Below are 13,473 nucleotides of genomic sequence, written 5' to 3'. Positions count from 1 at the left end.
CACTTATTGACCAGCGGTAAAACGTAGAATACCCCTATTCTTCCTCCTCCTCTTCCAGTGCTTGGACATCGACACTGACCTTCATCTCCTGCTCCTTGCCCGCATACACGATGCCCTTCAGGGGTGTCACGTCCGCGAAATCCCTTCCTACAGCCACGCGCAGGTGATTGTCGCTGACCAGCAGATTGTTGGTCGCGTCAAACTCCACCCAGTCCAAGCCGGGAACATAGACCGCTATCCAAGCATGAGAAGCGTCAGAGCCCACCAGCTTGGGCTTGCCCGGGGGCGGAAAAGTCTCGATATAGCCACTCACATACCGAGCCGCAAGCCCCAGCGAACGCAGGCAGGCCAGTGAAAAGTGCGCAAAATCCTGGCAAACGCCCTTCTTGTGCTCGAAGACTTTCTCCAAAGGCGTGCTGATGTCCGTGAAGCCCGGGGTAAAGGCGAAATCCTTGAAAATCCGCCCGTTCAGATCCAACATGGCTTCCATGATCGGTCGATCTGGAGTGAAGGACTGTCGAGCGTACTCGGCAATCCCATCGATCAGCTGCACATGATTGGACTCGAGGTAAAACTGCCGGATCTCGCTCGATGCCTCGGTGGAATGCAGCCACTCCACCACCTGTTCCCAGGGCATGGTCTCCGATGGATCTGCGCTATCCCAAGCCGGTTTGGAGAGTTCCAAGGTACTTTTTGAGGTTACCGTCAGCTTTTTGTGGGATCGGGCCACGGAAAAATAGAGGTACTTGTTCCCAAAAAAATCAATCCGCTGTACCTCAAAGCTGGGTTTGGGACTGATCTCACACAGGTATTCTTCCACCTTTTGAAAAGGCAGGTCTTGGGGAACCTGAAACATGAGATTGTGGCAAAGCGTCGCGGGAACCTCATACAGGTAGTTGGTGACATGCACTACTTGGTATCTCATATTTCGGGAATTACGGAAGTTTGCATTGTCCGGTAGTTGCTGCCGGTGTGGCTGAAATATTTCTCATAGACTACGTCTGATGTATCATGGAGCAGCTCGACGATTTCGTCCAAAAACGCCGTCAATTCCTGGTACGCTTTGGTCTTGGCATTCGGCTCGGACAGTCTGTCGATGTCGCAGAGTCGTATCTTGGTGATCGCTTCGAGCAGCTTTTTCCGCTCGCCGCCAAAGAGCTCTCCCTCGCCTTGGTTGGGCAGCGTCCTCAGGTGATGGTCAATCTCCAAAAGCTGGAAAATCAACGCCCTGGGGTTGTCCTCATGGAGCATCAGTAGAGACAGCACGCCATGCATCTCCAGGTTGGAGCGGTAGCGATAGCGGTACGTCACGAGACTCTCATTGCAGCGCAGGGTATCCTCCATCAGCTCTTTGTTTGACTCCGTGTCAAAAGACTTGCTAAGCATACCCTTCAGTATCGTACAGTTGTTGACAGCCGACTCGATAAAGCGGCCTATGTTGAGCAGGTGCCAGGTCGGTTCCCGCGTCATGTTGTCGATGTTGAGCCCGTAGAAAGCCATGAGCTTCACGATCATGCTGTCCAGGCTTTGGTAGGCCTGCTGGACAGTCGTGACCGACATCCGCATGCGGCCCAGCTCCTCCGATATGCTGTCCAAAATCCTCCAGGTGTCCAAACTCAGCCTATCCCTGACGGCAAAGGCATTCGCCAAAAAGCACTGGACGGAATAGGCCAAGCTGCCAGATTTGTCGGCATCCCGTACCAGCGCGATCAGCTCAGGCTCGGGATTTTTGAGGATAGACTTGTCACTAAAACCCGGAAAGGTTCCGGTCATACTCGTCAGAGTTTGGAGGAGGGTGTTCAAAACGGGGTTTTCCTGGATATGGATATCCTCATCCGCCTCGTTGTACGAGAGCAGGGTCATCCGCATCAGGCGTACCGTGTAGGCAGACCTTTCCAGGTACCTCCCCAGCCAAAACAGGCGTTCCCCGGTGCGGCTGGGAAGGACGTTTCGCACCAAAGGCTGGATGCTCAGCGGCTTCATAGCCACGGAGACCGCATCTTTGGCTTTTCCCAGCACCCAAGTGTCCTTGCTGATCCCACCTGTCTGATTGGAAACCAAGAAGGCCCCTTTCTCCGGGGAGCTTCGGGACAGTCCTCCCGGCATGACCTTATAGTCTTTGTTTTCGGTATCGGCCACCACATAGCTTCGGAAAACCGCGTTTCTCGCCTCCAACTTGTTGTTGATCCAGGACGGCGTGGTGGAAAAATCCACCATCTCCTGCCCCACATACAGGTAGGGGCTGCGACGTATCTCCTTTTTCAAAGCTTCCAACTCCGCCTTCGACAGGCTTCCTCCAAACACCGATTTGTGGTTGGTGCCGCGATAGATGTTACGGATCACCAGGGACTCCATGTGCTCAAATACATAGCTCAATTCCCTAGGCTGCCCGCACCACCAGGTGGCGACCGAGGGGATGATCAGGTCCTCGCCGAGCAGATGTCTGCTCAGTTTGGGCAAAAATGCCATCAAGCCTGGATTTTCCAGAACCCTGGACCCTAGCGGATTGATGACCAAGACTTTCTTTTGCCGGACCGCTTCCATCAGTCCTACCACGCCCAAGTGGGAGTCGCTTTTGAACTCCAAGGGATCACAAAAGACGTCGTCCACCCGACGGATCAACACGTCCACCTTCTCCAGACCCTTGATCGTCTTCAGCCATACGTAGCCGTCGCTCACGGTGAGATCTTCCCCAAAGGCCAAGGTGAAGCCCATAAAGGAAGAAATGTAGGCATGCTCAAAGAAGGTCTCGTTGGTGGGGCCTGGGGAAAGCAGGACTATCCTGGGGTTTTCCTTGTTGTTGGTGGTCAGATTGCCCAGCGTGTTTTTGAAAGTTTGGTAGTAGGAAGTAATCTTCCTGACATGGTTTTCCCGGATCAGATCGGGGAAAACTCGGGTCATCGCAGCCCTGTTTTCGAAGGTATATCCCGCGCCGGATGGCGCATCCGTCCGATCGTGAAGCACCCACATTTTGCCGTCGGGGCCTCTGGCCAGATCGGAAGAATATTGGATCAGCTGCTGGTCTCCGTCGAGCTTGATATTGTGCGCCTGCCGGAGAAACCCCTTGTGGTTGTACACCAATTCAAAGGGAATCAGGCCCTCTTTGATCAAAGTTTGAGCTCCGTATAAATCACTCAAAACCAGATTCAAAAGATTGGTTCTTTGAACCAATCCTTTTTCTATCCCCTCCCATTCTTCACCGCCAAAGACCATGGGTACGGGATCCAGTATCCAGGGCCGGTTCATCCCATTGGGGTCTCCATAGACGTTGTAGGTCACTCCGTTTTCACGGAGCTGCCGACCCACTTCCTCATGAAACTGCCCCATCTTCTCGCTGCCGAGCTGCTCGTAGTACTTGGCGAGGCGCTCCCAATGGGAGCTTATTTTACCTTGATCCGTAGCCATTTCGTCAAGAAAGGGCTCGTTATTGAACATTCGCTCAATAAGATAAGAGTCTATCATATCTCAAAATTGCTAGCATGGATCGGGATAAAATACAGAATCATCGTTTTTTATACCGGCGGAGATCCATGGTATGGGGAAATTCTGGGTTTACTACTAGTTCGGTCGCCTCGTAATGAGGTTGGATGTTCAGTTGGGTGATGTATCGGTCGGACAGCCCCTCTCCCTCTGCCGACACGATTCGTGCGCTGCTGGGGGCAATGGTGTGTCCAAAATCAAAGAAACGGGCCACCCTGCGCGACTCCGCCTCAAAGCTGTTGATCGGGAAGGTATCATAGCTCCTGCCACCGGGATGGACCACATGGTATTGGCAGGCTGCAACGGACTTTTTGCTCCAGGTGTCATAGAGGTCGATCACCAGAGGCGTGTCTATGCCTATCGTCGGATGCAAGGCCGAGGGCGGCTGCCATGCCCGGTAGCGGATACCCGCTACAAACTCGCCCTTCACTCCTGTGTTTTTCAGGGGAATTCGATAGCCATTGCAAAGCAGGTGGTAGCGAGACTCCGTGAGACCGCTGATCTTCACCTGCAGCCGCTCCAAAGATGAGTCTACAAAGCGGGCCGTGCCCGTGCTGGACATCTCCTCACCCAGGACATGCCAGGGCTCAATCGCCATTTTCATATCGATATGGATGTCACCCACTTGAAGCTCGCCCACGAAAGGAAAACGGAAACTAAAGAAAGGATCAAACCAAGCGATGTCAAACGCATATCCGGCACTTTTCAGGTCGTTCACTACATCCAGCATATCCTGACGGCAGTAGTGGGGAAGCAGAAATTTGTCGTGCAGGGAAGTCCCCCAGCGCACCAGGGAATGTTCATAGGGCTTTTTCCAAAACCAGCTCATCAAGGCCCGGATCAAGAGCAGCTGCACCATGCTCATCCGATAGTGCGGGGGCATGTCAAAACCCCGAAACTCCAGGATTCCCAGCCGACCACTGCTCGAATCGGGTGAGTAAAGCTTGTCTATGCAAAACTCCGCCCGGTGCGTATTGCCCGTGATGTCCACGAGCAGGTTTCTGAAAATCCGGTCCACCAGCCAAAACGGCAGCTCTCCCTCCTGCCCCGTGGGCACCTGCTCAAAGGCCAGCTCCAATTCATACAGCATATCCTCCCTGCCTTCATCCACCCGGGGCGCCTGGCTAGTCGGACCTATGAATTGGGTAGAAAACAGGTAAGACAGTGCCGGGTGATGCTGCCAGTAGGTGATGAAGCTCCGCAATACATCGGGTCGACGCAGCAAGGGGCTTTCCGAAGGGCTCGCTCCACCCAGCGTAATATGGTTGCCGCCCCCCGTGCCGGTGTGCTTCCCGTCCACGTTGAACTTTTCACTGGTGAGCCGGGACTCCCTCGCCTTTTCGTACAGTACTCCATAGTTGGCAACGATTTCCCTCCAGCTTTTGGCAGGCTGGACATTCACCTCGATCACTCCCGGATCGGGGGTGATCATCAGCTTCTCGATCCGCGTGTCCGAGGGCGGGTCATAGCCCTCGATCAGGATCGGCATGTTCAGTTTTTTCGCCGTGCGCTCCACCGCTTGGACGATATCGAGGTAGTGCTCGATGTAGGAGACCGGGGGAAAAAACACAAAGAGTTTTCCCTGTCTTGCCTCGACGACCAGCGAGGTCTTGAATATCCGGCTGGAGTTGATAGGCTGTCGCCTGAAAGCCTCCACAGGGGCATTGGGCAAGGCGGAAACCTCCTCAAAAGGATCCCGCTCCGGCTGGATAGGCTCATCTTCCACTTTGACTGACTCGATGGAGTCCAGCGGCAGGCGCAGGCCCGCTGGTGAATTGCCCGGGATCAGGAAAAGATGGTTTCTTCTGAACATCCAGTGGCAGCTCTGCCACATCGCGGCTCCATAGTCCCACTCCAAGGGAACGGAGTAGCCCACGGCCTCATCCAAACCTTGGCTTAGCAAGTCCGCGAGCTTTTGCCTTTCCAGAGAGGACTTCAGATCATATTGGAAGGGATCTACGTTGACTGGCACTTTTCCCTCCTGCCAGATGAAATAAAAGGGATCCTCATACAGCGGCGCCACATTTCTCTGATCCACGTTGAGCTGTCCCGTCAGCTCCGCCATGAATTCCTTGGCATGGCGGCTGGTAAACTTGTAGTCCTTGGACAGATCCGCCATCAGGGCGTCGTCATGCCACATCGGCCGGCCGTCTTTTCTCCAAAAGCAGGCAAGCTTCCATCTGGGAAGGGGCTCACCGGGGTACCATTTCCCTTGCCCGTACTGCATGAGAGGCCCATTGCCCAGCTCATTTTTCAATTTGTGGAAAAGCGTATTGGCTAGGCTTCGTTTATGCTCGCCATCGGCAGAGGAGTTCCACTCGGGAGCGTCTTGGTTGTCTATGGCGACGAAAGTCGGCTCTCCACCCATGGTGAGCCTGACGTCATTGGAGACCAAATCCTCCTCCACCCGGTCTCCCACAGCGAGGATGGATTCCCACTGCTCGTCAGTATAAGGCTTGGTGACTCGGGGAGTCTCTTTGATTCGAGTGACTTTGTTTTCGAAGAAAAACTCCGTCTCCGCATGCTCAGCCATTCCGCTGATCGGTGCTGCATCCTGGGGGCTTGGTGTACAGGCAAGGGGAATATGCCCCTCCCCGGCAAACAAACCCGAAGTAGAGTCCAAGCCTATCCAGCCTGCTCCGGGCACATAGACTTCTGCCCAAGCGTGCAGGTCGGTGAAGTCCTCCTCAGGCCCCGACGGGCCGTCCAGAGATTTTTCGTCGGACTTCAGCTGCACCAGATACCCGGAAGCAAAGCGGCTAGCCAGCCCAACATGGCGCAGGACCTGCACCAGCAGCCAGGCAAAATCCCGGCAAGATCCGGAGCCCAAACCGAGGGTTTCCTCACAGGTCTGCACACCGGGCTCCATCCGTACATTGTATCGCAGCTCACCATGGATCAGCTGATTGATCGCTACGAGGTAGTCCACCGTGCGGGTATCCTCTTTCAGCAGGGACTTCGCCCGCTCGACGAGCTTCATCAGCTGAGGCCCTGCCTCCAGCTTTTCCAGATAGGGGCCCAGCTGCTTTTGCACACTTGGATCATAGTCAAAAGGAAATTCTCCCGCATAGTCCTCGACGAAGAAGTCAAAGGGATTGATCACCACCATATCCGCGATGACTTCCACGTCGATCTCGAAAAACTTGACCTTTTCCGGGAACACGATCCGGGCCAGGTAGTTGCCAAAAGGATCCTGCTGCCAGTTGATAAAGTGGTTTTCGGGCTTGATGTTCAGCGAATAACCTTTGATATGGGTGCGGGAATGCGGGGCGGGGCGCAGGCGGATGACCTGGGCACTGAGACTGATCGGACGCTCGTACTCGTACTTGGTGTAGTGCCGGATGGCAACTCGGATGGACATAGGCCTAATAGGTGGTTAAAGTAAGAAAAATCTCATCGGTCGAAACCGGAAAAGCTGGAAAGCTTCCCAGTTTAGGCTATTTGGGCGTTTCTACTCTGAGTAAGTTAGCCGAAAATTACAAAGTCCACGCAATTGCCTCTGGAAATAGTTTCTGGGTTTTTCCCTTTTCAACCCCGCCTTGTAAAGCCAAGCCACAAACTTGCCTGCCCATGCTTTCTTTTTGCGAAGCACGGAAGGATATCGCCCGGCAAAACCGTAACTTGAATCCAATCAACGCCCACACTGCCATGCCCAACTATGAACCTACCCTCGTGGAAACCCTGGAAAAACTCCGAAAAGAAGGCTACACCGAGGACTTCAACATCCGATTTGACGCACTGATCTGCGACAAGGCCTGCCTCCTTCCCCAGGAGTTTGAGGTAGACCAGACCTTCCGCTTCGAAGGCAATACCAATCCCTCCGACGAGGCCATCCTCTATGCGATCTCCTCCAAATCCGGTGGCATCAAAGGTGTCTTGGTCAACTCCTACGGCGTCTATGCCGACGAGATGACCGAAGAGCTGATTGAAAAGCTGAAATAAACCGCGGGAATGGAAATACCCCTTGACCCAGCGGGCGGACTAGTCCTGGTTCCCGTTCTGCCCGGAGACCATACCGAACTTCTGGCCCTGATGGACCCGATCTACCGAGATGCCTACCGATTCGCTTGGAAAGACCAAGGCGACTGGTATGTGAGCCTCATCTACAGTCCCGAAACCCTCCAAAAAGAGCTCAACCGGGCCAGAAGCCACTATTTCTTCGTAGCGCTGGCAGGCAAAAAGATCGGCATCCTCAAGTACGACTATCCCTTTTCACCTCGCGAAATCGAGATCCCCAACTCGATGAAACTTCATCGGCTGTACCTCCATCGGGATGTCCACGGAAAAGGGATTGCCAAAACCCTAGTAGCCCACTGCGAAAATGAGGCGACGAAAAATGGACTGGAGTCGCTTTGGCTGGAAGTGATGTCCTGCCAGCCCCAAGCCAAGCGTTTCTACGAAAAAATGGGGTTTGGGCCTTTTTTCAACTACCAGTTGGATTTTGAAATGCTCCTGCCAGCGTATCGCGGCATCGAGATTTGGAAGAAAAGCCTGGGCTGAGACTGCTGCCCAATTGGATTTTTAAGACCAAAGTCAAAAGCCTCCCCGGATCGTCTCGGCCACCTCGGCCAGCTCCTCTTGGCTCAGCTTCAGCTTGGGTCGGGAAAAATTCACGTCGTCCATCGTCCTCATGGGAATGAGATGGATGTGCACGTGGGGCACCTCCAAGCCGATCACCGCCACCCCAACGCGGGTACATTTGATCGTCTTGTCGATGGCCTTGGCGACTTTTTGCGCAAAGACGTTCAGCCTCGCCAATGCATCCGGCTGCATGTCAAAAATGTAGTCCGTTTCTTCCTTGGGCACGACCAGGACATGTCCTTTGACCAAGGGCATGATGTCCAGAAATGCGATGCAATGCTCGTCTTCGGCGACGATGTGAGCGGGAATCTCCCGGTTGATGATTTTGGTGAAAATGCTGGCCATGGGATAACTGAAAATGGGACTTCAAAATGAACCTCCGGACGAGCTGTCTGGATAATGTGCGCTAAAATGCCGCTTCGTCCAGGGTAAATATCAAAAAAAATCCCGGAACGAACCGGGATAGTGTTTAATAGGTAATGTCTAAAACCTCAAACTGCAACGTGCCGGCGGGGGCGTTGATCTCGGCGATATCACCTATGGACTTTCCCACCAGTCCTTTTCCGAAAGGAGATGCCAAGGAGATCTTTCCGGCTTTCAGGTCAGCCTCTTCTTCAGACACCAGCTTGTAGCTCACGGTCATGCCGTTTTTCACGTTTTTGATTTTCACGGTGCTGAGGATTCCCACCTTGGAGGTATCCATCTGGGAATTGTCCAGGATGCGGGCGTTGCCGACTACCGCTTCCAATTTGGCAATCTTGAGTTCCAAAAGCCCCTGGGCGTCCTTCGCCGCGTCGTATTCCGCATTTTCGCTCAGGTCACCTTTGTCCCTTGCTTCGGCAATCTGACGAGCGATATCCGTACGTCCTTTGGTCTTCAGCTCCTGAAGCTCATCCTTCAGCTTCTTCAGCCCTTCCTCGGTGTAGTATTGTACTTTTGACATAGTTTTTTTCTTTTTCGAAAGGCACAAAAAACAAAGTAACGGTCACGTGGTGGAGACCGTTACTTTGTTTTGCCTTTTATGTGTAGGGCAAAGATAGCAAAGGTTTTTGACTTAGCAAGGTACCGTCACCTGCCTCCCTTGGTCATGGAAGGAGATTTCAGTGCTCAAACGCCTTTTTTATTTTTTTAACCAAAACTTCGTTGATCTTGACGTAAGACTCAAAGGTCCAGCCAGCCACATGTGGGGAAAAGATGACGTTTGCCCGATCTGCAAGCCTCTCGAATTCCGTTTTTTGCTCGGGCGTGAACTTCTTGAATTTTTCGTTTTCCAGCACATCCAGTACCGCGCCTCGGAGAATTCCCCGATCCAGGGCTGCATTCAGGGTGGCGAAGCTCACCACCTCTCCGCGTGCGGTATTGATCAGCCAAATCGGCTTGGCAAAAGTGCCCAGCTCGTCCAAGGTGAGGAAATTCCTCGTCTCGGCCGTAAGGGGCACGTGGATACTCAGGATATCCGCCTGGGACTTCAGTTTTTCCCAAGTCACTTCCTCGGCCAAGCCCTTGCCGTAGCCCATCTTGTATTTGTCATAGGCGACGGTCTTCACCCCAAAGCCAGTCAGGCGCTTGGCAAATGATTTTCCCATATTGCCAAAACCCATGATTCCCACCGTCTTGCCTTTGAGCTCATCGCCGCGGTTGCCTTCCCGATCCCAGACTCCCTTTCGGACCTCCGAGTCGGCCTTGATGGTGTGGTTGAAAAGCGCCAAAAGGCCGCCCATCGCATGCTCGGCGACCGCATCCCGGTTTCCTTTGGCCGCATGGAAAAGCTTGATCCCACGCTGCACCATATAGTCCAAGTCGATTTGGTCAAGTCCCGCTCCGGCCCTGCCGATGAATTTCAGGTTGACGGCCTTCTCCATCAGCTCCCGATCCATCGGCGTCTTGGACCGGATGATCAACCCATCGTATTCCCCTACTTGATCCAAGATCTCCTCTCGGGAGATTTTGGGGGCATAAGTCACCTGATGACCATCTTTTTGCAGCATATCCACGATGCTGAGATGCATCTCATCGATAATCAGAATCTTCATTGCTAGAGTTTGAGTAAAAACATCGCGATACCAAAATACACGGTCAAGCCCAAGAGGTCGTTGGTAGTCGTGATAAAAGGCCCCGACGCAATGGCCGGATTGATGCCGAATCTATTTAAAACCAAAGGGGTGACAGTCCCCATGAACGAAGCCAACAAGACCACGCAAAACAGCGCAAAGCCTATCGTCACGCCAAATATGGGCTCGAAACCATACACGAATACCACCACCAAAAAGACAAAGGCTCCCAAGACGATCCCGTTGAGCACTGCGACGAAAAGTCCCTTGAAAAAACGCTGCATCGGCGTGTCGTCAAAGGCCGACTTGGAGGCCAAAGACTGCACGATCAGCGAGGAGGCCTGGATCCCGACGTTTCCCCCGGTCGCTGCCACCAGCGGGATAAACGAGGCCAACGCCAGGTATTTGCTCAGGCCCACTTCGAAATAGCCGATGATCTTGGCCCCCATCAGTCCGCCGAGCACCCCGATAAGGAGCCAGGGAAGGCGGGCCTTGGAGATGGTCAGCACGGAGTCAGACTCCTCGATATCGGCCGACACCCCGGTCATCGCCTGGATGTCCTCGTCGGCCTCTTCCTGCACGACGTCGAGGATATCATCGACCGTGATCCTACCGACCAGCTTATTTTTGGCGTTGATGACGGGCACGGATTCCAAGTCATATTTCCGCATGATGGCGGCGACTTCCTCCTGGTCCATGTGTACGGGTACTGAGATCACCTCCTCGTCATAGATGTCCTCGATCCGGGTATCTGCCCCAGCCAGGATGATCTTTTTCAGCGAGACTCGTCCGAGCAGCTGCTGCCGGTTGTTGATGACGTAGATGGAGTAGATTTTCTCCACGTTTTCGGCCTGGCGGCGGATCTCGGCAATGGTCTGGATCACGTTCCAGTTTTTGTTGGCCCGGATGAATTCCTTGGCCATGATACCACCCGCCGTATCTTCCTCGTAGCGGAGGAGCTCGAGAATCTGCTCCAGCTTGATCCTATCCTGGATCTCGGCGATGACGTCTTCGCGCTCTTTTTCGGAAAAAAGACTCAAGATATCCGCCCCGTCATCCGAATCCATCAGCTCTATCCAAGACCCAACCTCGGAGGTCTCCAGCTCACGGAGCACTTTGACGGCCGTGTCTTCGTCGAGCTCGATCAGGATGTCGGCGGCGAGCTGCTTCTCCAGCAGGCGCAGCACATAGATCGACTCCTGCATGCTGAGCTCGTCCAGGATCGCGGCGATATCGGCCACGTTGACCCCATCCAGGGAGTCCCTGATGAAGTCAATATTTTCCTCTTCTATCCCCAGCTGGAGACTTTCGAGGTATTCTTTGGATAGCTCAAACTGTCTGATTTGCTCCACGCGATTTTTCGATTTGTTGGGTCAAAAACACAAAATCCGCCACGTCCAGCTGCTCCGCGCGCATGTCCAACATAGGGTGCGACTTGAATTCCTCCGAAAGTCCGAAAGGCTTGAGCGCGTTTCTTAGCGTTTTTCTCCTCGTAGCAAAGCCTCCCTTGACGACCTTAAAAAACAGCCGCTCGTCACAATCCAGTTTTGCCACCGAATTGCGGGTCAGCCTGATCACCCCGGAATTGACCTTGGGAGGCGGGTTGAATACACCCGGGGGAACGGTAAACAAGTAATCAATATCATACCAGGCCTGCAGCAGCACCGACAAAATGCCGTAATCCTTGTTGCCCTTTGGCGACGCAATGCGCTGGGCGACTTCCTTTTGGAGCATGCATACCACCTCGGTGACACGGTTTTTCTCCTCCAGGATCTTGAAGAAAATCTGCGAGGAAATGTTGTAGGGAAAATTCCCCGCTATGGCGTACTTCTCCGGTAGTGCCTGATGGGAATCGTATTTGAGGTAGTCTCCCTCGATGATGCGGTCGCCGAGCTGGGGGTATTTCTGGTGCAGGTAGGCGATGCTCTCCTTGTCGATGTCTATCAGATAGAGTTCCTGGGGATTCTTCAGCAGAAAATCAGTCAGCACGCCCATCCCAGGGCCGATCTCCAGCACCTGGTTCACACCCCCGTGCCCTTTGACAGCCTGCGCGATACGCTCGGCTATGCTCAAATCGGTCAGGAAATGCTGTCCTAAATGCTTTTTGGGTTTGACTTTTTCCATCCTCAGGCTCTGATAAATTTTTATAAATTGCAGCCTAAAATTAAGGGAATATTCCAAAACGGTCGGGGAATTTTGTCCCCTGCCCATTTTCAGCAGAGCAAAACATGAACGCAAAAAAACAAAGGCCCATCCTGGGAATCAGCATAGGAGACATCAATGGAATCGGTGTGGAAGTCACCCTGAGAGCCCTCTCGGATAGCCGCGTTTTTAAGTCTTTCACCCCCTTGATCTATGGCCATGGCAAGGCCCTGTCCTTCTATCGCAAGCACATGAGCCTGGAGGATTTCAACTTTATCCAGATCAGGAGCCTCGACGAAGTGCACCACCGCAAGGTCAACGTGATCAACGTGGCAGAGGAATGCCCCGAGATCATCCCTGGTGTCGAGACTGCCGAAGCGGGAAAGCTGGCACTGGAGGCTCTTACCGCCGCCGTCAACGACCTGAAAGAAGGCAAAATCAAAGGCTTGGTCACCGCGCCACTGAACAAAAACAACCTGAATTCCCCCGAATTCAAATTCATCGGGCATACCGAATTCATCACCGAGGCCGTATCGGCCAAGGACAGCTTGATGATGATGGTGGACGAAACCCTGCGCGTGGGCATGGTCACCGGCCATATCCCGCTGGCCAAGGTCTCCCAAGCCATCACCAAAGAGCGCATCCAGCAAAAGGCCAACATCATGCTGAAAAGCCTGGAAACGGACTTTGGGATCAACAAGCCAAAAATCGCCATCCTGGGCCTCAATCCCCACGCTGGCGAAGACGGCCTGCTCGGTGAGGAGGAGGAAAAGGTCATCAAGCCCGCCATACGTGAGCTCAAAGACCAAAACAAGCTGATCTTTGGCCCCTACCCTGCGGATGGCTTCTTCGGCATGATGCACCAGAGAAAATTCGACGGTGTGCTCGCGATGTACCACGACCAGGGACTGATCCCCTTCAAGTCCATCGCCTTCAGCTCCGGGGTCAACTTCACCGCCGGCCTTCCGGTGGTCCGCACCTCGCCTGACCATGGCACGGCCTACAACATCGCCGGGAAAAATCTGGCCGACGAAGGCTCCATGCGCGCCGCCTTGCTTCTGGCAGCAGACATTATCGCACAGCATGAACCACAGGAAGTAGAAGCCTGAATCGGATAAACTTTAAAAACCCGCATGAAAACCAAATATTATTTTAAAATCCGCTTTAGCAATTTTAAAATAATACCTACATTTGCGGTCTTAAATCGGGAGGACAAATC

The 13,473-nt window shown here is 53.5% G+C and carries 11 protein-coding genes; 3 read left to right on the top strand and 8 right to left on the bottom strand.

The annotated features are described in order from the left end of the window. Positions 1-34: 34 nt before the first annotated feature. The 3 genes from J0A68_RS06920 to J0A68_RS06910 all read right to left on the bottom strand — a co-directional run bounded on the left by J0A68_RS06920 (position 35) and on the right by J0A68_RS06910 (position 6,841). Positions 35-925 (bottom strand): transglutaminase family protein, encoded by an 891-nt coding sequence (locus tag J0A68_RS06920; RefSeq protein ID WP_206577455.1) that lies wholly within the window; start codon positions 923-925, stop codon positions 35-37. Next, positions 922-3,435, bottom strand: coding sequence for a circularly permuted type 2 ATP-grasp protein (locus tag J0A68_RS06915; protein ID WP_236021384.1), 2,514 nt, complete (start codon positions 3,433-3,435; stop codon positions 922-924). Before J0A68_RS06915 ends, J0A68_RS06920 begins: the two co-directional genes overlap by 4 nt. A gap of 67 nt (positions 3,436-3,502) precedes the next feature. Beyond that, positions 3,503-6,841, bottom strand: coding sequence for a transglutaminase family protein (locus J0A68_RS06910; protein WP_206577451.1), 3,339 nt, complete (start codon positions 6,839-6,841; stop codon positions 3,503-3,505). A gap of 209 nt (positions 6,842-7,050) precedes the next feature. On the opposite strand from J0A68_RS06910, the gene J0A68_RS06905 reads away from it, so the two are divergent. Beyond that, positions 7,051-7,422: a phosphoribosylpyrophosphate synthetase gene (locus J0A68_RS06905; RefSeq protein WP_236021383.1), complete on the top strand. Its 372-nt coding sequence runs from the start codon at positions 7,051-7,053 to the stop codon at positions 7,420-7,422. 9 nt (positions 7,423-7,431) lie between these two features. Further along, on the top strand, positions 7,432-7,980 hold the full coding sequence (locus tag J0A68_RS06900; protein WP_206577450.1) for a GNAT family N-acetyltransferase: 549 nt from the start codon (positions 7,432-7,434) through the stop codon (positions 7,978-7,980). A 33-nt stretch (positions 7,981-8,013) separates the two neighbouring features. On the opposite strand, the gene J0A68_RS06895 is transcribed toward J0A68_RS06900, so the two are convergent. From J0A68_RS06895 to rsmA, 5 genes are all read right to left on the bottom strand, one after another. Beyond that, positions 8,014-8,406 (bottom strand): HIT family protein, encoded by a 393-nt coding sequence (locus tag J0A68_RS06895; protein WP_206577449.1) that lies wholly within the window; start codon positions 8,404-8,406, stop codon positions 8,014-8,016. Between the two features lie 124 nt (positions 8,407-8,530). Next, a complete protein-coding gene (greA, locus tag J0A68_RS06890) occupies positions 8,531-9,004 on the bottom strand; it encodes a transcription elongation factor GreA (protein WP_206577448.1) in 474 nt (157 codons plus the stop codon). A 157-nt stretch (positions 9,005-9,161) separates the two neighbouring features. Continuing rightward, positions 9,162-10,094 carry an NAD(P)-dependent oxidoreductase gene (locus J0A68_RS06885; protein ID WP_206577447.1) on the bottom strand — a complete coding sequence of 311 codons (933 nt, stop codon included), beginning with the start codon at positions 10,092-10,094 and terminating at the stop codon, positions 9,162-9,164. A 2-nt stretch (positions 10,095-10,096) separates the two neighbouring features. Beyond that, the gene (mgtE, locus tag J0A68_RS06880) at positions 10,097-11,464 is read right to left on the bottom strand and encodes a magnesium transporter (protein WP_206577446.1); all 1,368 of its coding nucleotides are present in this window, start codon (positions 11,462-11,464) and stop codon (positions 10,097-10,099) included. Beyond that, a complete protein-coding gene (gene rsmA / locus J0A68_RS06875; protein WP_206577445.1) occupies positions 11,442-12,236 on the bottom strand; it encodes a 16S rRNA (adenine(1518)-N(6)/adenine(1519)-N(6))-dimethyltransferase RsmA in 795 nt (264 codons plus the stop codon). The genes mgtE and rsmA overlap by 23 nt, the downstream gene beginning before the upstream one ends. A 104-nt stretch (positions 12,237-12,340) precedes the next feature. On the opposite strand from rsmA, the gene pdxA reads away from it, so the two are divergent. Continuing rightward, positions 12,341-13,363 carry a 4-hydroxythreonine-4-phosphate dehydrogenase PdxA gene (gene pdxA / locus J0A68_RS06870; protein ID WP_206577444.1) on the top strand — a complete coding sequence of 341 codons (1,023 nt, stop codon included), beginning with the start codon at positions 12,341-12,343 and terminating at the stop codon, positions 13,361-13,363. Positions 13,364-13,473 lie beyond the last annotated feature (110 nt).

The sequence above is a fragment of the Algoriphagus oliviformis genome, from assembly GCF_017254915.1.
GTDB lineage: Bacteria > Bacteroidota > Bacteroidia > Cytophagales > Cyclobacteriaceae > Algoriphagus > Algoriphagus oliviformis.
Note: the sequence above shows the minus strand (reverse complement) of the source record. Positions and strands in the feature narration are given on the sequence as shown.